We start from the raw sequence: 21,414 nt of genomic DNA on the forward strand, positions 1-21,414 counted from the left end.
CCCCTGAAACCCCGGCGCCACGCCCCAGCCCAGCTCCGGCGCATCGAACGGCGGCTCCATCTCGCGGCGATAGTCGAACACCCCGACGCTGCCCAGATAGGCGCCGCCGTCCCGCAGCCGGATCGTCCAGTTGCCATGGCCCATCGCCGCCCAATGGCCGAGATCGCGCAGCAGCCGGAACCAGACCTCTTCGCGCCCCAGCGCCCGGCCAATGATGTGGCGCGTGAAATCCTCATCGGCCCAAAGGGTCAGCAGATCGTCGAAATCGTCGGTCGAGACGGGGCTCATCACCAGTCGCTCGGTCGTCAGAATTCTGTCGGTCACATCAGGCCCAGTTGCTTGAAGCTGGCCACCCCGTCGCGGCCGACGACCAGATGGTCGTGAACCTCGACGTTAAGGGCGCGGCCGGCCTGCACAACCTGTTTTGTCATCTCGATGTCGGCGCGGCTGGGGGTCGGATCGCCCGAGGGATGGTTGTGCACCAGGATCAGGGCGCTGGCCGACAGCTCCAGCGCGCGCCGCACGACCTCGCGCGGATAGACCGGCGCATGATCGACCGTGCCGCGGTTCTGCACCTCGTCCAGGATCAGCGGGTTCTTCTTGTCGAGATACAGCACCCGGAACTGCTCGCGCGGCTCGTGCTGCAAGGCGACGCGGACATAGGCCAAGAGCGCCGTCCACGACGAGATCACCGGCCGCTTGGCCGTCGGCTCCTTCGCGATCCGCCGCGTCACGTCGAAGATCAGCTGAAGGTCCAGCGCCACTGCCCGCGTCGCCTTGCCGACGGCGTATCCCATCGACCGCGCCACCTGATCCTCGATCGCCTCATGGCTGGCCGCCCCGATCCCCTCCAGCCCGCCGAACCGCGCCAGCAGATCCTTGGCCAGCGGCTTGGTGTCCTTATAGGGCACGCTGCGAAACAACAGCAGCTCCAGCAACTCATAGTCGGGCAGGGCGCCCAGGCCCCCTTTCGCTGCCCGCTCACGCAGACGGTCGCGATGACCGCTGTGGCGAGGCTTGGGCTTGTCCCCGACTTCGGACGCCTTGTCGTCGAGCATGATCCCTCCCGCTTAACGCAACCTGTGCGGAATTAGAAGTATGATCAAGGGTGTGCTGCCATGTCCGAGCTAGAAAGCCGGGGGTGGAGATACGGCGCTTAGGCTGGTCCTCCGTGACAGACCATATCGGTATGTAACGTCCCAACCATCAGGGGCAGCCTGAGATGGAGCTAGCCTGAAGGACAGACATTTCGTTTCGCCCACGCAAGGCGTCGCCGAGACAATCCGGCTGGGCGAAAGAAAATCTGTCGATGTGTCCGATACGCGATCTCTCTCCCGCAGTGCTTGCAAAGCGTCTCGATAGGCGCGCAGCATGTCTGCAGCGACGTCGGATGATGGCGCGGCAAATCCAAGGGGTGCGCCTGTCTCTTGGCGACAGCCGCCGCCTGCATCAGCGTTGCGATAGAGGACTTGGCGATACCCGCTGAATACGTTGACCAACGGCTTGCCTTGAACCGATTGGTCCGTCCCGATGAAGCTGTTCGATGCTGTTTCGCATACGTTTTTCGCGCGCGCTTGCGGTATTTCGACAAGCTCGATCACGACGTTGCCTAACGGCGCGGACGACGACACAGACCCCGTCTCGATCTCATCCGCGCGTTCGGGCGTGAGCCAAAGCGCCAGATTCCTAGTGGAATAAGACCGAAGCTGAGCGGCGGGCCTCTCCTCCGACGGGATCGGAATCTGGCTGTAACCGATATTCAGTTGAACCAGGGTTCCCGCCTAGTCGAGCTTTGGCGCGCAACCGGCGAGGAGAAGAAACAGCGGGATGGCAGCCTGTTTCATGCAAACCCCATTTGCCGTCCGTCAGTTCGGTCGGAACAGCCCCGCCGGCGACGCCGTGAAGATTTCCAGTCCGTCTTCCGTCACCCCGATGGTGTGCTCGCACTGGGCCGACAGGGACTTGTCGCGGGTTACGGCGGTCCAGCCGTCGGACAGCACCTTCACGTGCGGCTTGCCCAGGTTCACCATCGGCTCGACGGTGAAGAACATGCCGGGTTTCAGCACCGCGCCCTCGCCGCGACGGCCGTAGTGCAGGACGTTGGGGCTGTCGTGGAAGACTCGGCCGATGCCGTGGCCGCAGAAGTCGCGCACCACGCTCATGCGCTGGGCCTCGACGAACTTCTGGATCGCATAGCCGATGTCGCCGAACGTGTTGCCCGGCTTGACCTGCTCCAGGCCCAGATCCAGCGACTGATAGGTCACGTCGATCAGCTTCTTGGCCCGCGCATTGATCTCGCCCACCGCATACATGCGGCTGGAATCGCCGTGCCAGCCGTCCACGATCACGGTGTGGTCGATGTTGACGATGTCGCCGTCCTTCAGCACCCGGTCGCCGGGAATGCCGTGGCAAACGACGTGGTTGATCGAGGTGCAGACGGTCTTCTCGTAACCCTTGTAGCCCAGGCAGGCGGGCAAGCCGCCGTTGTCCAGGGTGAACTCGCGAACCAGATCGTCGATCGTGCTGGTCAGGACGCCCGGCTTCACGTGCGCTGCGATCATGTCCAGCGCCTCGGCGACCAGACGGCCGGCCTTGCGCATGCCCTCGAAGTCTTCCGCATCATGGATGCGAATGGCGCTGGAGCGGACCAGGACGTCGGTTTCGAGTTCGGGCGTTTCGTACATGGGGCGATCGGTCTGCAAAAGGCGGGATACGGCGCAATCCGTTCGCCGCAGATGGGCGTTATAGCATGAAACCTCAAGCCTGCCCCCGGATTCCCGCATGACCGACGCTGACACCGACCGCTCTGGCCCGACCGCCGCCGTCCTGGTCATCGGCGACGAAATCCTGTCGGGCCGGACCCAGGACACCAACACCAACACCATCGCCCGGTTTCTGGCGGCGTTGGGGATCGACCTGATCGAGGCGCGGGTCGTCAGCGACGATCACGGCCGGATCGTCGAGGCGTTGGACGCCCTCCGCTCACGCTGGGACTATGTCTTCACCACCGGCGGCATCGGTCCGACCCATGACGACATCACCGCCGACGCCGTGGCGGCCGCCTTCGGCGTGGCCCTGCCTGAACATCCCGACGCGCTGGCCATCCTGTCGCGCCGCTATGGCGACGAGTTCAACGCCGCGCGCCGTCGCATGGCGCGCATCCCCGAAGGCGGCGTTCTGATCGCCAATCCGGTCACCGATGCGCCCGGCTTCCAGATCGGCAATGTCTTCGTCATGGCCGGCGTGCCCAAGATCATGCAGGCCATGCTGGAAGATGTGGCCCCACGCCTGCGCACCGGCGCCATCGTTCATGTGCAGACCTTGAAGGTCACCGGCGTGGGCGAGGGGGCGGTGGCCGATGTGCTGCGAGCGGCGGCCAATCAGCGCCGCGACCTGTCCTTCGGCAGCTACCCCTTCGGCCATGGCAGCGTCGGCGAGATCGGAACCCATCTGGTTATTCGTGGCCGCAACGCCGATCAGGTCCATGCGGCGGCGCATGATTTGATCGCAGAACTGCGTAATCTGAGCATCGACGTTGCCGCTGCGTAACCTCGCAAAGCCGTGATCGTGTGCGGCTCAGGCGCCACGGTTTCGCCTGTTTCCGGTCCGATGGGGGCCTTGCCCGCAACGCTTTCGCGCCGCGAACGCTGAGAGGGCTCCTCCCCTGATCGACCGCGCGTAATGCGGCCGGCGCTTACTTAGGTGTATGAAATGACCTCCAGGAACTTCGCCCGCGTGGGCGGGATCGCCCTGACGACCGCCCTGCTGGCCGGCGTCGCCGCCCCGGCCATGGCCGGCTCCTTCTATGTCCAGGAACAATCGACCCGCGGCCAGGGTCGCGCCAACGCCGGCGTCGGCGCCGACAAGGGCGTCCAGTCGCTGTGGTGGAACCCCGCCGCCATCGCCGGAATCCAGCGCGAAGTCTATGTCGGCATGCACGGCCTGATCCTGGACTCCGACGTCGACAATCGCGGCTCCACGCTCAGCTACAACCTGCCTGCCCCGACGCCGCCGTTCCCGGCCGGCACCATCCTCAGCGGCTCAACCGTTGTGGCTGGCGACCCGCATGTCCACGACGTCGTCGAAAGCGGCATCGTGCCGAACTTCGCCGTCTCCATGCCGATCGGCGACCGCTTCAACGTCGGTCTGGCCGTCCAGGCGCCCTACAACTTCACCACCAAGTACGAACAGCCTGATTTCGCCCGCTACGACGCCCTGACGTCGGAACTGCGCTCGGCCAACGTCAGCCTGGTCGCCGCCATGACGGTCACTGACTGGCTGGACATCGGCGCCGGCTTCGACGCCCAGTACGCCAAGGCGACTCTTTCGTCGGCGCTGCCGAACCTGCCGACCGTTGCTGGCGTTGCTCCGCTGGTGCTGATCCCCTCGGCCACCGACGGCCGCAACCAGCTCGAAGGCGACGGCTGGGATTACGGATGGAACGCCGGCGCCCAAATGCACTTCGGCAAGCTGGACCTCGGTCTGTCGTACCGCTCCAAGATCGAGCACGAACTGGAAGGCTCGGTGAACATCTCCGGCCTGACTGGCGCATTGGCTGCGGCGAACGTTTCGGCCGACGGCCAGGCCAGCTTCAACACGCCCTGGTACGCCACCGTCTCGGCCCGCTACGCCGTCAACGATCGCCTCACGCTGAACGCCCAGGTCAACCAGATCGGCTGGAGCGAGTTCGACGCTATCCGCGTGACCTATGGCGCGAACGGCCGTTCGACCATCGTTCAGGACTATGACGACGTCACCACCGGCGCGATCGGCTTCGACTACAAGATCGATCCCTCGATGACCTTCCGCGCCGGCCTGGGCTACGACCCGACCCCGACCTCGGACGATCACCGCACCGCCCGTATTCCGGACGGCGACCGCTGGCTCTACGCCGCCGGTCTGTCCAAGACGATCGGTTCGATGACCTTCGACGGCGCCGTGACCTACATCGACATCGACACCGCGACGATCAACGACACGCGCGATGTCTATGGCAACGGGCTTGTCGTCTCGAACCTGCGCGGCGAAGCGCAAGGCTCGGGCGTCGGCTTCTCGCTGGGCGCGACCTGGAACTTCTAAGTTCCGCTCAGCCCCGGCTGACATGAGAACGGCGGCTCCTTCGCAGGAGCCGCCGTTTTCTTCTCAACATGAAGGCGTCGGGGAGCAAACGCTCCCCGATCCTCAGGCTCAGCCCTTGGCGGCGCCGCCGTAGCCCTTGCCGCCGTTCGACGGGCGGCGACGGGGGCGGCGCTTCATTTGGCCCTCGGCCGGTTTGACGTTGTCGTTGATCGACGGCACGCGCTCGCCGGCAAGGGGGTTGTAGGCGCGCTCGGGACGCGGGGCCGCCGGGGTCTCGCCTGGGCGGTTGCGACGCTGGCGGTGCGGCTGGCCGCCGCCTTCCGGACGCACGCCCTCGCGGTGTGGCGCGCGACGGCCGCGCCCGCCCCGTCCCTGGCCGCCCTCGTTGCGCTCGCCGCCCTCGCGTTCCGGCATCGTCGCCTTCTTGCCGACGCCGGTCGCCATGATGGTGGCGTCCAGCTGACCCAGGGCCTTGTCGTTACGACGGTCGATGGCCGGGATCTTCTGGCGCGTGACCTTTTCGATGTCGCGCAGCAGCTTCATCTCGTCGCCGGCGACGAAGCTGACGGCGGTGCCGTCCTTGCCCGCCCGCGCGGTGCGGCCGATGCGGTGGACGTAGCTTTCCGGCACGTGCGGCAGTTCGAAGTTCACGACGTGCGAGACGCCGTCCACGTCGATGCCGCGCGCGGCGATGTCGGTGGCGACCAAGACGCGCAGCTTGCCGGCCTTGAAGGCGGCCAGGGTGCGTTCACGCTGGGGCTGGCTCTTGTTGCCGTGGATGGCCCCGGCCTCGACGCCGCCGGCTTCCAGATAGGCCGCGACCTTGTCGGCGCCGTGCTTGGTCTTGGTGAAGACCAGGCAGCGCGTGTACTCGGGATCCGAGAACATCTCGGTCAGCAGGGCGCGTTTGCGGCCCTGTTCGATATAGACGACCGACTGGCTGATGCGCTGCACGGTGGTCGACTGCGGCGTGACCTGGACCTTGACCGGGTCCTTCAGCAGTTCGCCCGCCAGCTTGCCGATCTCAGACGGCATGGTCGCCGAGAAGAACAGGTTCTGACGCTTGGCCGGAATCTTGGAGACGATCTGGCGGATCGGCTTGATGAAGCCCAGGTCCAGCATCTGGTCGGCCTCGTCCAGCACGAAGATCTCGGTCGAGGACAGGTCCAGGTTCTTCTGCTGGATGTGGTCCAGCAGGCGGCCGGGCGCCGCGACCAGGATGTCCAGACCCTGTTGCAGGGCCCGCTCCTGACCGCCGTATTTCACGCCGCCGAAGATCACGGCGACCCGGAAGCCCAGGTGCGCGCCATAGGCCTTGAAGCTGTCGCCGATCTGGGTGGCCAGCTCACGCGTGGGGCTCAGGACCAGAACGCGCGTCGTGCGGGGTTTGGGGGCGATGCGGTTTTCGGCCAGGCGATGCAGGATCGGCAGGGCGAAGGCGGCGGTCTTGCCGGTGCCGGTCTGGGCGATGCCCAGCAGGTCCTTGCCGGCCATGACGTCGGGGATGGCCTTTTCCTGGATCGGTGTCGGCTTGGTGTAGCCGGTCGAGGCCAGGGCCTGCAGCAGAGCCTTGTTCAGGCCCATGGATTCGAATGTGGTGCTCACAGCAGTCTGTCTTTCGCGTAGCGGCAGGGCGCTATCAGCCATGGCATGACGCCGTCGGGCCGCGCACCGCCAGTCCCGACGGGGCCTCGGGGAGGAGGCCTGCGGGGTGGATCGGGCGCCGCCCCGCGTGTCCGGGCAGCGAATGGATATGAGGGGCCGGCGGCTTCTACAGACAGGTCCGAATGGGACCCACACGCGCTGGAGACGCCGGAGATCGCGAGTGTGCGACGCCGCGCAAATGGGCGCTTATCGCCGATAAGTCAACTGCGGCGCCCATCAGGGCGCGTATCGCGTCGCGGCCTCGGGCAGTCCGTCGGGCAGGCCGATGGCCGCGCGCCAGTCCTCGGGATGCAGCCGCGCCATCTCCAGATCCAGCCACGCCAGCGGCTTCAGCGCCCCGTCCGCGTCCCAGAACCGCTCGGCCCACGGCTGGCCCGTCTCGATCGCCCGCGCCCGGTCCCGCGCCGTCGCCTCGGGCCCCAGATGCGTCGCGCGCCAGTGATACAGCCAAGGAATATGCCAGTGCGGCGCCCGGCTCAGCCGCTCGTCCGTCATCGCCGCCGCCAGACATTCCGCCAGCGCCCGCGCGTCCTCCAGCTGGGCGTTGAAGGCGTCGCGCCGCGCCTGGATATGCCGGTCCCAGCCCTCGGCCGGCTCGATCGGCGCCAGCGTCGGCTCGGGCCGTTTCCAGCCCTCCGCCTCGCGCCGCTTCCACAGGGCGTGAACCCCGACGTCATAGCGGGCGGCGACGGACCGCGCGGTCTCGCCGTCCTCCCACGCCTTCCTGACCTCGGCCCAGACGGCGTCCGGCCGGATCTTGCGATGTATGCCCTGGCTCATGGGGCAGGGGTGTCGCACGCCCCTGCGTCATCATCGGTCGCACCCGCGCCTCATGCACAGCTGGCGCGTGACCCCTGACATCTCGCGATGTGGAAAATCAAATCTCTAGCCTCGAAAATCGGCCTTCTTCCGGCCTGGGGTAGAGACCGCCCCATAATGTCCGCATGGAAAAACGCCGCTACAAGATCAAACCGCCCGAGGTCTGGACCCAGGTCCGAAAGGACTATCTGTCCGGCCTCGACGCCAAAACCGTCGCCGCCCGCCACGACGTGACCGAGGCCTCCATCCGCGCCCGCGCGACGAAGGAGGGCTGGTCCCGCCATCCTCGCAGCGAGGCCGCGACGCCCGCGCCCCAACCCCTGTCGCCTCAGGACGCCGCCGACCTGTCGCCCGAGAACCCCAATGATCCTGCGGCTCTCGCGCGCGCCGCCGCCCAGGCCTCGGGCCGCGCCCTGCACGCCCAGGACTTCGCCCAGGCCCGCGCCCTGGCGGCCCTGGCCGAGACCTATCGCAAACTGGCCGACCGCGACGGCCCCGGCCGCGCCGCCCGCCTGACGGTGAAGAACGCGCCCCTGCAACTGGTCTTCGACATCCTGACCAATGAGGCCGAAGCCGAGAACCGCTTCGCCATGAACACCAGCGACAAGAGCGACTGGGAACTGCGCGGCCAATACTGGCAGGCGAAGCAGAAGCTGACCCGCGCCAACGATGAATGGAGCGAGGCCCAACTGGCCCGCCGCGTTCAGCTGGACCGCCGCATCGCCGCGCTGGAGGACCAGCTCCGCGCCGCCGGCCTCGACCCCGTCATCGAACGCGAACAGGACCGCCGCATCTCCCAGGGCATCGACCTCTATCTGGGCACGTGGCGCGGGATCGTCACGATGGAGGAATGGGAAAAGACGCTGGACGAGCTCTGACCACCAATCCTTCTCCCCTTGCGGGAGAATGTGGCCGACCGGCAATGAAGGCCCAGGGCCTGAACTCCTGCCCTGAAGGGGGTGTGGAGCAGCAACGACTCGACTTGCTAACAGCGTTCGTTCACCGTCATAGATCCGATTCGGAGGTTCTGTGAGCGACACCATTCATCCAGACGCCGTTTTAACGGCACTTGCGCGTATCGAAGGCACGCCCTTCGAAGGGTTCGTGAACGAATTCGGGTCGAACCTATTAGGCATCGATTTTAAACCGATGGGGGGGATGCATGATGGTGGGGCGGATGGCTTCGTAGAAACGTCTCTTCTCGAGGGTGGCCACGAAACATTTATCCAATCAAGCGTGCGCGATGATGTATCTACGAAGATAAGAGCGACTATAAAACGCCTGAGAGAGTTTGGAAGGTCGCCTGCGAGGCTATACTATTTCTCTTCTCATTCTGTAGATAAAATAGATGCGCTGGAGGCGAGGCTAAGTGCAGATCTAGGTTGCTCTATAGACATAAGGGATGGAAACTGGATATCTAACAAGATAAACTCTTCTCCAGGAACAAGATCAGCCTACAAAAATCACCTACTTCCCGTTATAGCAAGAGCGGGAATAAGTAATTTATCCAATAGAAAGCCTCTCATAGATGCGCCTAACGTGGCGGCCTGCGTATTCCTTTCATATGAAATAGACGCACTTGTTGGAAACAAAGAATTCCATGATAGCGTTCTTGATTCTCTGATTACGTGGTCTTTAGAGGGCACCGATCCAGATAAGAGCCGTTTTTCAACCGAGGATGAGATCCGAAAGACGATCCTGGAGAATTTTCCCTTTGCGCAGCAATTTGCGTTGGGTTCACTTCGTCATCGACTTCAGGAAATGTCGTCAAAAGGCGCAGACGGCAAACGTTTCATCATTTGGCATAGTAAGGCTCAGGGATATTGTCTTCCTTATGAGACCCGGATTTCCATTCTGGAAGAGCATGCTCGCTATGAGGGGTTGCTGGAAAGGCTCCGATTTGAGCTTTCTGGAATGGTGTTAGAGTTGGTGCCAGAGCACCAAGAAGAGACACATCGATTTGTCGATGCTCAGATTAAAGTCTTGGAGGCAGTTTTTAAGTCAGAAGGTCTCAAGATAGCTCAGCTTGTTGATGACAGTATAGAGCTTGGTGAGACGACAGTTCAGGATGCAATTGAAAATGCTCTTCCCAACTACGCGCTGACCAATAGCGAAGCTGTAGCGCTGGTAAAGTTCTGTAGCGAAGCTACAAGACGTATGATTTATAAATCTACTGATACTCAAAGAGAGTATCTATCGCTCCTCTCAAGAACGTATACGCTATTATTTCTGCTCAGATATGAGCCAAAAATAGTGGAGTATTTTCAAAATCTCCATTCAAGCTATCGCCTTGTGGTTGGAGGAGAGCTTGTGGTTCGCGCGCTCTCTGAAGTCGGACTGCCGGAGGATGATCGATCAACGCAGTCTACATTTAAGATACTTTCTCAGATGGGATCTGAACTAATACTGACAGATCATGTTCTCGATGAAATAATATCTCATATTCGTTCTACGGATTTGGAATATAAGCATAATTATATGGAGATAGACGCTTTCATGATGCCACACATGGCTAGTGAGATAAATAAAATCCTTATTCGTAGTTATTACTATAATAAATTTGAAGAAAAAATATTTTCATGGGGTTCGTTTTTGAACCAATTTCTCAAGCACGCTTACCTTCATAAAGAGGAAGGCCGTCAATCTCTAAAGACTTACTTGATAAACTCCTTTGGATTTAAATTTGTAGATACAGAAGAGGTCGAAGAGTTAATTGAGACGGATCGTAGAGATACGTTGTCACAAAAACTACTGGACGAGGGTGTTAAAGATGACATCCGGCTGGCCAAAGTTGATGTGGAGAATATGCTCTACGTATTCGCGCTACGTCGAAAGCACCGGGAGACGTCTGGTGGTAATCCGTTGGGCTATAGAACGTGGTGGTTGACTGAAGAGACGAGAATCCAACGCGCTCTTAAAGACGAATTCCCGAAAACAGCGGGAAAAACTGCGATGAGGCCTGAATTTATTATTTTCTGTGTCTCGCTTTTGCCGTCTGCCAGGCAAGTGGACAAAGCGTTTTCAGGATTCCTCCCTTCAATACATGGAGCGCGAATCGGTAATCGGGTTGCCGCTGAACTGGTGAGGGACATGACAAGCCGAGCGAAAGCGGTGTTTGCAATGGATCCGGCCCGTGTAAAGGCGGAGATGGAGTTGCACTCGAATCGCTGGCAGTCAGAGCAAGAAAAGCGCTTTATCGCCACGCTCAGACCCAATGGAAGTGGCGGGTAAGCGGCGGTCCATTGATGATGGCGATTTCCTAGCTCTCCTAAAGCCGCCCCTTCCTGAACCGCTCCTGCGCTTCCGCCGCCGCTTCCGCGCGCCACCGCTTCGGCGCCGACTTGTCCACCGCTTCCCCCGCCCCCGTCAGGGCTTCGTTGGCGAACTCCAGGTCCATCAGCTTCATGCGCTTGATCTCGTCGCGCAGACGGCCGGCTTCCTCGAACTCCAGGTTGGAGGCGGCCTCGCGCATGCGGCCTTCCAGGTCGCGCAGGGCGGCCTGGAAGTTGGAGCCGACGAAGGGTTTGGAGGCTTCAGCCACGCCCGGTTTGGTCAGGCGATCCATCTCGCGCGACTCATAGGGGCTGTCCATGATCTCCTTGATGTCGCGCTTGACCGTTTCGGGCGTGATGCCGTGTTCGCTGTTGTAGGCGACCTGGCGTTCGCGGCGGCGGTCCGTCTCGGCGATGGCGCGCTCCATACTGCCGGTCATGCGGTCGCCGTACAGGATGACGCGGCCGTCCACATTGCGCGCGGCGCGGCCGATGGTCTGGATCAATGAGGTCTCCGAGCGCAGGAAGCCCTCCTTGTCCGCATCCAGGATGGCGACCAGGCCGCACTCGGGGATGTCCAGACCCTCGCGCAGCAGGTTGATGCCGATCAGGCAGTCGAACGTGCCCAGCCGCAGGTCGCGCAGGATCTCGATCCGCTCCAGCGTATCGACGTCGGAGTGCATGTAGCGGACGCGGATGCCCTGCTCGTGCATATATTCGGTCAGGTCCTCGGCCATCTTCTTGGTCAGGGTGGTGACCAGGCTGCGATAGCCCTTGGCCGTCGTCGCCTTGACCTCGTCGATGACGTCGTCGACCTGGTTGCGGGTCTTGCCCGAGACGGGGCGGATCTCGACCGGCGGGTCGATCAGGCCGGTGGGGCGGATGACCTGCTCGACGAAGACGCCGCCCGCCTGTTCCATCTCCCACGGGCCGGGGGTGGCGCTGACGTGCACCGTCTGGGGGCGCATGGCCTCCCATTCCTCGAACTTCAGTGGGCGGTTGTCGATGCAGGAGGGCAGGCGGAAGCCGTATTCCGCCAGCGTCGACTTGCGGCGGTAGTCGCCCCGGAACATGCCGTTGATCTGGCCGATGGTGACGTGGCTCTCGTCCACGAACAGCAGGGCGTTGTCGGGGATATATTCGAAGAAGGTCGGCGGCGGCTCGCCCGGCGCGCGGCCCGTCAGCCAGCGGCTGTAGTTCTCGATGCCGGCGCAGCTGCCGGTGGCCTCCATCATCTCCAGGTCGAACCGGGTGCGCTGTTCGAGGCGTTGGGCCTCCAGCAGCTTGCCGTTCTCGACCATCCAGTCCAGCGTCTCCTTCAGCTCCGCCTTGATGCCGGCGGCGGCCTGGTTCAGCGTCGGGCGCGGGGTCACATAGTGGCTGGCCGCATAGACGGTGATCTCGTTCAGATCGGCCGTCTTCTTGCCCGTCAGTGGATCGAACTCCTGGATCGCCTCCAGCTCGTCCCCGAACAGGCTGATGCGCCACGCCCGATCTTCCAGGTGGACGGGGAAGATTTCGATCACATCGCCCCGCTTCCTGAACATCCCCCGGTCGAAGTTCAGGTCGTTGCGCTTGTACTGCAGCGCGATCAGATCCGCCCGCAGCTTCGCCTCGTCGATCTGGTCCCCCACCTTCAGCGTGAACGTCATCGCCGTATAGGTCTCAACCGACCCGATGCCGTAGATGCAGGACACCGACGCCACAACAATGACGTCTTCTCGTTCTAGTATAGCCCGCGTCGCAGAGTGCCGCATACGGTCAATCTGCTCATTGATGCTTGAGTCCTTTTCAATGTACGTGTCCGTACGCGGAACATAAGCCTCTGGCTGATAGTAGTCGTAGTAGCTGACGAAGTATTCTACCGCGTTATCGGGGAAAAACGACTTGAACTCGGAATAGAGCTGGGCCGCCAGCGTCTTGTTCGGCGCCAGAATCAGGGCGGGGCGCTGGGTTTCCTCGATCACCTTGGCCATCGTGAAGGTCTTTCCCGAGCCGGTGACGCCCAGCAGGACCTGGTCGCGGTCCCCGGCCTGGGCCTGGGCCACCAATTCGGCGATGGCGGCGGGCTGGTCGCCCGCGGGCGTGTATTTGGTCTCCAGCCGGAAGCGGCCGCCCTTCTTCTTGCCCTCGTGCGAGGGGCGGTGCGGCACCCAGTCGGCGGGCGCGGCGACCGGCTCCTCCGGCGTCAGGCGCGGCCCGGCGACCGGGGCGAACATCGGCATCTTGCCGGTGTCGCGGATGAAGGCGGCCGAGGCCTCCTGCACCCCTGGATTTGGGACGTGAACGGGCTTGGCCGGCTTGGCGGCGGCGGGCTTCGGCGTCGAAGAACGGTTCATGAACGGAACTTAGGCGCCGCCCACAAGTCTTGCCATAGCACGGAGGCCTTAAGCGGCCATATCGCGCAACATGGAACAAATCGATCTAAAAACCAACGTAATGTAAGAATCTTTTTCGTAATTTCAGGCTGAACTGCGACGTTCTACGCCCAATTTCACCGCCTTCTGAACGATTGTGTGACTTTTTCAGTTGTGGACAGCCTTCGTTGCGACTACGGCTGTCACACAATCGATGCATTATGTATATCGATGATATATATCTGCGTTATGCAGATAAGCGATTAATATCGTGCCAATTGGGGTTGTGATAAGACGTATGCGAAACCGTAAGAACCACTTACTTGCATCGACTGTTGTCGGCGGCATTGTTACAGCATCGCTTGCGATGTTTGCTCCGTCTATGGCTGTGGCTCAAGATGCTGCGATTACTCAGAACGGTGAAGCTGCGAATGTTGACGAGATCGTTGTCATCGGTTCACGCATTCGCCGCGATAATTTTAATGCGCCCTCACCAACGCAGGTCGTGACACGTGAAGAGGCAACGCTGCAGGGCTTCGCTTCGACCACTGAGGCGCTGCAAAGCACAGCCGTCACTGGCGGCACGTCGCAGATCAATAACTCCTATGGCGGCTACGTCACCGACGGTGGCCCTGGCGCCAACACCATTGGTCTGCGCGGTATGTCGCCCAGCCGAACCCTCGTTCTCCTCAACGGTCGCCGCGTTTCGCCGGCCGGCTCGCGCGGATCGGTCGGCGCGGCTGACCTGAACGTCCTGCCCACCGCAATGATCGACCGCGTCGAAATCTTACGCGATGGCGCCTCGTCGGTTTACGGCTCTGACGCCGTCGCTGGCGTGGTCAACATCCAGACTCGCAAGAACATTCAGGGCGTGACGATCGAAGCCCAGCGCAACGAGGCGCTAGAGGCAAATGGCGCTGGCGGTTCGACTCGCCTATCGCTGACGGCCGGAACCAGCGGCGATCGCTGGCGCGCAGCGGGCTCAATCGAGCGTTACGAGCGTGACGAACTGACCTTGCGGGACCGTGAGTTCACGCGTTGCCAGACTGACGGGTTCCGCAATGGCCAGGACTTCATCGATCCGCTGACCGGCCTGTCGAAATGCTATCCGATCACCACGACCGGCTCGAACGGCGTGACGATCAACACGATCGGCACCGGTACAACTGCAGGCGTGGCCGCGGCCGGAGCTGTCGGCACGACCTTCAACCGTTGGCGCCCGAACTCAGCCGTCACCACCGGTCTGGTCGGCTTCGAGGGCGTCGGCGGCGGCCTGAACGACGTCAATGTGCGTGACACGTTCGAGGATCGCATGCTGAACGAGTCTCTGATTTCGCCAGTCGAGATTACGACACTCTACGGCGAAGCGGGCTACCAGCTTCAAGCGCTTGGCGATGCCGAGGTCTATGGTGAAGCTCTGTTCAACCGCCGGAAGTCGTCGCAGACCGGTTATCGTCAGCTGGCCTTGGACTATGCTGTTGGCAGCCCGCTGATCCCTGCCAATCTTCGAGGCAGTGTCGCCTTCGCCGACCAGGGTTTGAACAAAGGCCAGAATGTCGGCGTTCGCGCCTTCATCGGGTTCGGCAACGACTACTCCGAACAAGAGGTCGATTTTGGCCGCTACGTGGCGGGCATAAAGGGCAACTTCTTCATCCCCGAATGGCGCTACGACGCGTCCGTCAGCTACTCGCGCTCCAAATCGACCTATACCAGCGAGCAGTTCCTAACGGACCGCCTGATTGAGACGCTTGATGTCGTGCAGACCGCGCCGGGCCAGTTCCAGTGTGCTCAACTGGGAGCCAATCCTGGCTGTATCGCTGCCCCTGTTCTGAACACCCAAACCATTGGTGGCGTTCTGCCGCAAAACTGGGTCAACTATGTCTTCCGTCCGGTGACCGGCACCACCGAGTTTACCGAAAAGGTCGTCAGCTTCGGCATCGACGGTCCGCTGTTTAGCCTGCCTGCCGGCCAAGTTATGGGCTTCTTTGGCGCCGAATGGCGTGAGTCGGAAATCGACGACACGCCCGGTCTCGATAGCCAACGGGGCAACACTTACAACTTCTCAACCTCGGCCATCACGCGCGGCTCGGATTCGGTGAAAGAAGTTTTCGGTGAAATCGAAGCGCCGCTTCTGGCGGATATGCCGTTCGCCAAGGAACTGACGCTGAACGGATCGTTCCGCTACACCGACTATGATTCCTACGGCGACGACACGACTTACAAGATCGGTCTGGTTTATCGTCCGATTGACTGGGTCACGGTTCGCGGCACTTACGGAACATCGTATCGTGCACCTGCGCTGTTCGAGCAGTTCGTGGGGGCGACCACCGGCTTCCAGTCCAACACGCTCGATCGCTGCAACAACTACGGTGCGCCAAACGTCAATCCGAACCGGGTCGCCAACTGCACGGCCGAAGGTCTGCCGGGCGACTTCCAGTCGGTAACCAGCGTTCGTGTCGTCACCTCGGGTGGCGCAGACGCCGGTCTGTCGGCCGAAACCTCCACCAACATGACGGTGGGTCTGGTTCTCCAGCCGCCGCTGCCGTCCAACTGGGGTGATTTGTCCTTCGCCGTCGATTACTATGAAATCGAGGTCGAGAACGGCGTGTCTCGCACGGGTGCAGGTGAAATCCTTACCCGCTGTTACGACTCCAACCCTGCTGACTTCGCCGCTAACAACGGCTTCTGCCGTCTCGTCACGCGCAGCACGGTCGACAACAGCCTGACGGTGCAGGACAGCTACATCAACCTGGCTACAGACAATGTGAAGGGCCTGGATTACACCGTGCGCTACCGCAAGGATGTTGGTCCCGGCACGGCTTTGTTCAACTTGGCTGTGACGCAGTACACGGAAATCTCCAGCAAACTGTTCGCCGAAGACCCGCTGGAAGACTTCACTGGCATGGTCAACAATCCGGAGTTCACCGGCACGGCCGACGTATCGTACGCCTGGGACAAGTGGCGTGTTCGTTACGGCGTTGAGTGGATCCAGGGTACGGACAGCTACGATTACTATGGTGAGGATCCGGCGACTTCGGATTACGACCTGGAAGTCGGCGACTACTGGCTGCACAACGCTTCGGTGCAATATTCGGCCAACGGCTGGACTGCGACCGCCGGTGTGCGCAACCTGTTCAACGAAGACCCGCCCGTGATCTCGTCGGGCGTCTACAACCGGGTCGGCAACGCCCCGCTGTACTCGGGCTACGACTACCTGGGCCGCACGGCCTTCGTGAACCTGACCAAGTCGTTCTAAGAACGGTCTCGTTCCAGACGACAAAGGGCGGCGGACTTCGGTCCGCCGCCCTTTTCTTTTGCGCGGCGACAGCTTGACTCCCTCGCACAGTATGCTGCACACACTGTGTGTCACACACTATGTGACGCACGGAGATTGTGCGTGAGCCAGAACGAGGAAGCGCTGCTGTTCGAGAGTCTGCGGCTGGAGCTGCGGCGGGGGTCGTTGATCCTGGCCGTGCTGGCGAGCCTCAGGCGCGAGCAATACGGCTATTCGCTGCGGGTCGCCCTGGGCGAGGTCGGGGTCGAGATGGAGGAGAGCACCCTCTATCCGCTGCTGCGCCGGCTGGAGAGCCAGGGGTTACTGGGCAGCGAATGGCGCGAGGAGGAGCGGCGCAAGAAGCGGTTCTACCGCCTGTCTTCGCGCGGGGAGGTGATGCTGGAACGGCTCGCTGTAGAATGGCGGGGCCTGTCGGCCTCGCTGGAGAAGATGCTGTGAACACCGGGAAAGAGGGAGAGACCGGCATGGACCTGGTCGAACGTTATCTGAAGGCCGTGGCGGCCCAGCTGCCGAAGGACAACCGCGACGACATCGTCGCCGAGCTGCGCGACGAGATCATGGGGCGTCTCGAAGCGCTGGAAGCGCGTCTGGGGCGCGCGCCGACCGACGACGAGGTCGAGGCCCTGCTGCGCGAGGTCGGTCATCCGCTGAGCGTGGCGGCGCGCTATCGCCCAGGACCACATGCCCTGATCGGGCCTGAGCTTTATCCGTGGTGGATGTTCGGGCTGAAGGTCGGGCTGACGGTGATGGCCGCCGTCACCCTGATCGGCCTGGCGGTGCGGGTCCTGGTCGGCGACGTCTATGTGGGCCAGGCGATCGGGCAGGGGATCTCCAGCCTGATCAGCGGGGCGATCACGGTCGTCGGCCTGCTGACCGCCATCGGCTTCGTCCTGGAGCGTCAGTCGAAGAAGCCGGACTTCATTGCCAAATGGCGCGTCAAGGATTTGGGTGTGTTCGAGCTGGGGGGCGATTTCGATGCCGAACAGTGGACCGCCCAACGGATGGCCAAGGGCGAATGGTTCACCAGGGGCGCTGAAGGCGCCTCGAAGTCAGGCCGCGCCGTGCGCAAGAGCGCCGAGATGTCGCCCGTGGCCCGTGCGGTGGCCAGCGCCATTGGCTGGACCGTGGTGCTGCTGTGGTGGACGGGCCTGCTTCAGACGCGGCCAGTCTCGCCCGACGAGCTGTTCGGCGTGATCGACGGCGTCAACTACGGCCGCATTCTGGCCGACATGGTGCGGGTCGCCTATTGGCCGGTCGCCCTGTTCGCGGCCTGCCGCATCGGCTTCGACCTGATGCGGGCGGCGTCGGGCGGCAATGCGCGGCTGACGGCGCTGGGCGACCTGGCGTTCGGTGTCGCCGCCGCCTGGGGCCTGCTGTGGGTCTGGTTCTGGTCGGCGCTGTCGCCGCTGATCTGGGTCGGCAGCGTGACCGATTTCGTGGATCGGATTCGGGTTCTCATCGGCCGCTCCGGCGACGATGTCGGCGGGGTGGCGACGCTCCTGATGGTCGTTGTGGTCTGGGCCTTCGCCGCAGAGGTGGTGCGGGTCATCCGCGCGGCGGCGCGACTGGTCGTCGGTCGATAAGGCGACATCCCCTCTTGACGGCGTGTAACCTATAGGTGATATGTCACCTCAAGGTTACTTCAGGAGGAAGTCGTGAACAAGGACGAAAACGCCGCAGTTCTGCGGGTGCAATCGAGCCGGCGTCGATACTGGTGGGGCGGCGTCGCGATTTCGGTCGTCGGCGCCGCCGCCATAGTCAACGGCGCAGGCTTCGCCTTTTTTCTCGGGGCCGATGGTGATCAAGCGACGACGGCGGGTGTGGCCGCGGGCGTGGGTTTTGGCCTCTTGATCGTGGGTGGGCTTATGGCCTGGTGCGGACGGCCAGGTCGGCCGATCAATGTCGCTGGAGGTGGAGAAGGGTCGCGCCGCGACAAGCTGCAGCGAGAGCGCACACGACTACTGATCCTCTACCCGGTGATCATGTTGATGTTCATGGTCCAAGCCCACAGCGCCATGCTGCGGGTCTTGGGCGGCGACCACAATCTCGGCGCCTATGTCCAGATCCTCCTGCCGGTCCTGTACGGCTGGCTGATCCCTGTTCTGCTGATGGGCTGGGACTGGAACGCGCAGAAGAACCGCCGTCTGATGGAAGACGAACTGACGCAGGTGCTGCGGGCGCGATCGATGATCCTGGCCTTCGTCGTGCTGATGGGCGGGGTCACCGTGGCCCTGGGTCTGGGTCTATGGCGCGCGGACTATGGCGTGCTGGCTCTGCCTTATGTCCTGGCGCTGGGCGGGGCGTCGGCGGGCCTGCGGTTCGCCTGGCTGGATCGCGAGGCCGGTCGCGATGGGTGATCCCAGGCTCGGCTCGCGGCTGAAGGAGGCGCGCACCGCCGCAGGCCTGACGCAGCAGGGGCTGGCCGACAAGGCCAGCGTCTCGCGCAAGACCATCAATACGGTCGAGAACAGCGTCTTCGTGCCCTCGACCGTGCTGGCCCTGGAACTGGCGCGGGCCCTGGACACGACGGTGGAGGCCTTGTTCTTCCTCAGAGACTGATCCGATCCATGTCCGAAAACCGCGAGACATCGTCGTGCGGGCGGCGCATCCTGCGGGCATGGATCAGCTGTTGGATCAGAAGGCCTGCTGGCGCGCCGTCGTGGCGCGGGACGCCCGTTTCGACGGGCGTTTCTTCACCGGCGTGACATCGACGGGGATCTACTGCCGGCCCGTCTGCCCGGCGCGGACGCCGAAGCGCGAGAATGTGGCCTTTCACCCCAGCGCCGCAGCGGCCGAGGCGGCGGGCTTGCGGGCCTGTCTGCGGTGCAGGCCCGAGACGGCGCCGGAAATGGGCGCCTGGCGCGGCACGTCGAACACTGTCAGCCGCGCCTTGGCTCTGATCGAGGCGGGGGCGATGGATACCGGAAATGCGGAGGCCCTGGCGACACGTCTGGGCATGGGGGAGCGGCAGCTGCGCCGCCTGTTCCGCCAGCATCTGGGCGCCGCCCCGGTCAGCGTGGCCCAGACACGGCGCGTCCTCCTGGCCAAACAGCTGATCCACGAGACCGACCTGTCGATGGCCGAGGTGGCGATGGCTTCCGGCTTCGGCAGCGTGCGACGCTTCAACGAGACGTTTCAGGCCCTGTACGGCCGCGCGCCGTCCGAGCTGCGGCACCGCAAGGTCGAGGCCGAAGCGGGCGGGGTGATCAAGATCGGTCTGTCCTATCGCCCGCCCTATGACTGGGACGCCATGATGACGACCTTGGCGATGCGCAGCGTCGCGGGCGAAGCAGTGGTCAACGGCGCCTGGACCCGGCGACTGCGCCCCGACGTGGATGGCACGGACGGTGCGGTGACGGTGCGCCCCGCTCAGCCGGGCAAGGCGGCGGTCGAGGCGCGGATCGACAATCTGAAAGCCTTGCCGGGCGTGCTGGCGCGGGTGCGACGCGTGTTCGACCTCGCCGCCGACCCCGAGGCGATCACGCGCGACCTGTCGGCCGACCCCGTGCTGCGCGCGGCAATCAGGGCCAGGCCGGGGTTGAGACTTGCGGGCGACTGGATCGATGCCGGCGAGGATGCGCCCAGCAACCGGCTGGCGACCACGGACGTCGCGCTGCTGGCGCGCGCCGAGCGGTGGCGGCCGTGGCGGGCCTATGGCGCACTCTATTGGGCCCTGAGCGAAGAGCGGCGAGATGACCAAGCAGCCTGACATGCATCTGACCCTGGATCGCATCCCGTCGCCCGTCGGCGAGGTGCTGGTCGTCACCGACGGCGACGGCGCGGTGCGGGCATTGGACTTCCACGACTACGAAGCCCGTCTGCGCCTGCTGCTGCGTCGACACTACGGTGAGGTCGTGCTGACCGAAGGCCGCGCTCCGGAGCCGGTGCGCCGGGCGGTCGAGGCCTGGTTCGGCGGCGACCTGACCGCCTTCGACGCCATTGAGGTGAAGACCGGCGGGACCGTGTTCCAACGCGCGGTGTGGAAGGCTCTGCGCGACATCCCCTCCGGCGAGACCCGCACCTATGGTCAACTCGCTGCGGCGATCGGCGCGCCAAAGGCTGTCCGCGCCGTGGGCCTAGCCAACGGCGCCAATCCGGTCGGCGTCATCGTGCCTTGCCACCGCGTGATCGGAGCGAACGGAACGTTGACCGGCTATGCGGGCGGGCTGGAGCGCAAACGCTGGCTGTTGGCGCATGAGGCGGGCGGCCGGCTGCTTTAACCCCGCGTGAACCGTTCGGGCGGCAGGGCGGCGTCGGTGAAGCGGGCCTGACGCACCGCGCCCTTGAAGTAGTTCACGCGGTTGATGCGGCAACCGACCGAGGCGCGGCCCGGCCCTTGCGGCTTGAACGGCACCGGGTGCTCGCCCTGCAGAACGCCGTCGACATAGGCCCGGTACAGCACGCCGTCGAAGGTTTGCGCGACGTGGAACCACTGTCCGCACGGATGGAGCCGCTCGGGGAAGATCAGGGTGTGGTTGTAGCCCGGCCCGCGCGTGAAGGCGTCCAGGTACCAGCGGTCCTGAACCACGCGGATCTCGAACAGGAAGCGCGTCTGCGACGGCGGCTGACCGGCCGGAGCCTCTTCGGCGAGATGAAACCAGCGTTGCTCGAAGGCGCCGCCGTCGGGTCGGAACAGGGCCTCGAAAGTGAATTTTTCGGCCCCGGCCAGCGGATGCTGATCGATGAACAGGGCGTCGTCCACGCCGTCGAACTGAACCGCTCGGCCAAACGGACTGTCGATCAGGCTCGGCGCGCCCTCGACGCGGGTTTCGATCCCCCCGATGTCGGTCAGGCGATCGAAGGTCCATATCGACTGGCGCGTCGACGCAGCCGTCATGGTCGCGCACCCCGGCAGGATCGCAGCCGCGGCGCCCGATGCGCCCAGAGCCATCAGGCGGCGGCGGTCCAGCGGCAGGACGTCAGGCAT

18 protein-coding genes are annotated in these 21,414 nt (G+C 63.4%); 11 read left to right on the top strand and 7 right to left on the bottom strand.

Features of this window, described 5'->3' with window-relative positions:
* From GGC30_RS01645 to map, 3 genes are all read right to left on the bottom strand, one after another.
* Nucleotides 1-324 (bottom strand): GNAT family N-acetyltransferase (locus GGC30_RS01645; RefSeq protein WP_370451827.1); only part of this gene is annotated, 324 nt, incomplete at its 3' end.
* Nucleotides 321-1,058 carry a DNA repair protein RadC gene (gene radC / locus GGC30_RS01650; protein ID WP_153922335.1) on the bottom strand — a complete coding sequence of 246 codons (738 nt, stop codon included), beginning with the start codon at nt 1,056-1,058 and terminating at the stop codon, nt 321-323. The genes GGC30_RS01645 and radC, both read right to left, overlap by 4 nt.
* 807 nt (nt 1,059-1,865) lie before the next feature.
* On the bottom strand, nt 1,866-2,684 hold the full coding sequence (map, locus tag GGC30_RS01655; protein WP_153922338.1) for a type I methionyl aminopeptidase: 819 nt from the start codon (nt 2,682-2,684) through the stop codon (nt 1,866-1,868).
* Nucleotides 2,685-2,781: 97 nt separating this feature from the next.
* On the opposite strand from map, the gene GGC30_RS01660 reads away from it, so the two are divergent.
* Nucleotides 2,782-3,549, top strand: coding sequence for a competence/damage-inducible protein A (locus tag GGC30_RS01660; protein ID WP_153922341.1), 768 nt, complete (start codon nt 2,782-2,784; stop codon nt 3,547-3,549).
* Nucleotides 3,550-3,711: 162 nt separating this feature from the next.
* Nucleotides 3,712-5,079 (top strand): OmpP1/FadL family transporter, encoded by a 1,368-nt coding sequence (locus GGC30_RS01665; RefSeq protein WP_153922344.1) that lies wholly within the window; start codon nt 3,712-3,714, stop codon nt 5,077-5,079.
* Nucleotides 5,080-5,187: 108 nt separating this feature from the next.
* Here the strand turns inward: GGC30_RS01665 and GGC30_RS01670 are convergent, their stop codons facing one another.
* Together GGC30_RS01670 and GGC30_RS01675 are read right to left on the bottom strand one after the other, a co-directional pair.
* Nucleotides 5,188-6,726, bottom strand: a complete 1,539-nt coding sequence (locus tag GGC30_RS01670; protein ID WP_370451828.1) for a DEAD/DEAH box helicase — start codon at nt 6,724-6,726, stop codon at nt 5,188-5,190.
* A gap of 234 nt (nt 6,727-6,960) precedes the next feature.
* Nucleotides 6,961-7,524, bottom strand: a complete 564-nt coding sequence (locus GGC30_RS01675) for a hypothetical protein (protein ID WP_153922347.1) — start codon at nt 7,522-7,524, stop codon at nt 6,961-6,963.
* Between the two features lie 164 nt (nt 7,525-7,688).
* Here GGC30_RS01675 and GGC30_RS01680 point away from each other — a divergent pair, with 164 nt between their 5' ends.
* Nucleotides 7,689-8,441: a hypothetical protein gene (locus GGC30_RS01680; RefSeq protein WP_153922350.1), complete on the top strand. Its 753-nt coding sequence runs from the start codon at nt 7,689-7,691 to the stop codon at nt 8,439-8,441.
* Between the two features lie 151 nt (nt 8,442-8,592).
* A complete protein-coding gene (locus GGC30_RS01685; RefSeq protein ID WP_153922352.1) occupies nt 8,593-10,794 on the top strand; it encodes a hypothetical protein in 2,202 nt (733 codons plus the stop codon).
* Between the two features lie 37 nt (nt 10,795-10,831).
* On the opposite strand, the gene uvrB is transcribed toward GGC30_RS01685, so the two are convergent.
* A complete protein-coding gene (gene uvrB, locus GGC30_RS01690) occupies nt 10,832-13,060 on the bottom strand; it encodes an excinuclease ABC subunit UvrB (RefSeq protein WP_228763553.1) in 2,229 nt (742 codons plus the stop codon).
* 430 nt (nt 13,061-13,490) lie between these two features.
* Between uvrB and GGC30_RS01695 the strand changes: the two genes are divergently transcribed.
* From GGC30_RS01695 to GGC30_RS01725, 7 genes are all read left to right on the top strand, one after another.
* Nucleotides 13,491-16,448 carry a TonB-dependent receptor domain-containing protein gene (locus GGC30_RS01695; RefSeq protein WP_153922358.1) on the top strand — a complete coding sequence of 986 codons (2,958 nt, stop codon included), beginning with the start codon at nt 13,491-13,493 and terminating at the stop codon, nt 16,446-16,448.
* Between the two features lie 141 nt (nt 16,449-16,589).
* Nucleotides 16,590-16,925, top strand: a complete 336-nt coding sequence (locus tag GGC30_RS01700; protein ID WP_370451829.1) for a PadR family transcriptional regulator — start codon at nt 16,590-16,592, stop codon at nt 16,923-16,925.
* Nucleotides 16,922-18,070, top strand: coding sequence for a hypothetical protein (locus GGC30_RS01705; RefSeq protein ID WP_370451830.1), 1,149 nt, complete (start codon nt 16,922-16,924; stop codon nt 18,068-18,070). Before GGC30_RS01700 ends, GGC30_RS01705 begins: the two co-directional genes overlap by 4 nt.
* A gap of 72 nt (nt 18,071-18,142) precedes the next feature.
* Nucleotides 18,143-18,844: a hypothetical protein gene (locus GGC30_RS01710; protein WP_153922363.1), complete on the top strand. Its 702-nt coding sequence runs from the start codon at nt 18,143-18,145 to the stop codon at nt 18,842-18,844.
* A complete protein-coding gene (locus tag GGC30_RS01715; RefSeq protein ID WP_153922366.1) occupies nt 18,837-19,046 on the top strand; it encodes a helix-turn-helix transcriptional regulator in 210 nt (69 codons plus the stop codon). The genes GGC30_RS01710 and GGC30_RS01715 overlap by 8 nt, the downstream gene beginning before the upstream one ends.
* 70 nt (nt 19,047-19,116) lie before the next feature.
* Nucleotides 19,117-20,196 carry a bifunctional transcriptional activator/DNA repair enzyme AdaA gene (locus GGC30_RS01720; RefSeq protein ID WP_228763540.1) on the top strand — a complete coding sequence of 360 codons (1,080 nt, stop codon included), beginning with the start codon at nt 19,117-19,119 and terminating at the stop codon, nt 20,194-20,196.
* On the top strand, nt 20,180-20,707 hold the full coding sequence (locus GGC30_RS01725) for a methylated-DNA--[protein]-cysteine S-methyltransferase (protein ID WP_153922370.1): 528 nt from the start codon (nt 20,180-20,182) through the stop codon (nt 20,705-20,707). The genes GGC30_RS01720 and GGC30_RS01725 overlap by 17 nt, the downstream gene beginning before the upstream one ends.
* Here GGC30_RS01725 and GGC30_RS01730 read toward each other — a convergent pair.
* A complete protein-coding gene (locus GGC30_RS01730) occupies nt 20,704-21,414 on the bottom strand; it encodes a LamG-like jellyroll fold domain-containing protein (protein ID WP_153922373.1) in 711 nt (236 codons plus the stop codon). The genes GGC30_RS01725 and GGC30_RS01730 overlap by 4 nt on opposite strands.

The sequence above is a fragment of the Brevundimonas sp. SPF441 genome (genome assembly GCF_009661015.1).
GTDB lineage: Bacteria > Pseudomonadota > Alphaproteobacteria > Caulobacterales > Caulobacteraceae > Brevundimonas > Brevundimonas vesicularis.

Bases quoted from the DNA above. Each gene is read 5' to 3' on its own strand.
- map (WP_153922338.1), bottom strand. From the start codon at position 2,684: ATGTACGAAACGCCCGAACTCGAAACCGACGTCCTGGTCCGCTCCAGC.
- GGC30_RS01730 (WP_153922373.1), bottom strand. From the start codon at position 21,414: ATGCCTGACGTCCTGCCGCTGGACCGCCGCCGCCTGATGGCTCTGGGC.
- GGC30_RS01675 (WP_153922347.1), bottom strand. From the start codon at position 7,524: ATGAGCCAGGGCATACATCGCAAGATCCGGCCGGACGCCGTCTGGGCC.
- radC (WP_153922335.1), bottom strand. From the start codon at position 1,058: ATGCTCGACGACAAGGCGTCCGAAGTCGGGGACAAGCCCAAGCCTCGC.
- GGC30_RS01725 (WP_153922370.1), top strand. From the start codon at position 20,180: ATGACCAAGCAGCCTGACATGCATCTGACCCTGGATCGCATCCCGTCG.
- GGC30_RS01715 (WP_153922366.1), top strand. From the start codon at position 18,837: ATGGGTGATCCCAGGCTCGGCTCGCGGCTGAAGGAGGCGCGCACCGCC.
- uvrB (WP_228763553.1), bottom strand. From the start codon at position 13,060: ATGCCGATGTTCGCCCCGGTCGCCGGGCCGCGCCTGACGCCGGAGGAG.
- GGC30_RS01665 (WP_153922344.1), top strand. From the start codon at position 3,712: ATGACCTCCAGGAACTTCGCCCGCGTGGGCGGGATCGCCCTGACGACC.
- GGC30_RS01670 (WP_370451828.1), bottom strand. From the start codon at position 6,726: ATGGCTGATAGCGCCCTGCCGCTACGCGAAAGACAGACTGCTGTGAGC.
- GGC30_RS01660 (WP_153922341.1), top strand. From the start codon at position 2,782: ATGACCGACGCTGACACCGACCGCTCTGGCCCGACCGCCGCCGTCCTG.
- GGC30_RS01695 (WP_153922358.1), top strand. From the start codon at position 13,491: ATGCGAAACCGTAAGAACCACTTACTTGCATCGACTGTTGTCGGCGGC.
- GGC30_RS01680 (WP_153922350.1), top strand. From the start codon at position 7,689: ATGGAAAAACGCCGCTACAAGATCAAACCGCCCGAGGTCTGGACCCAG.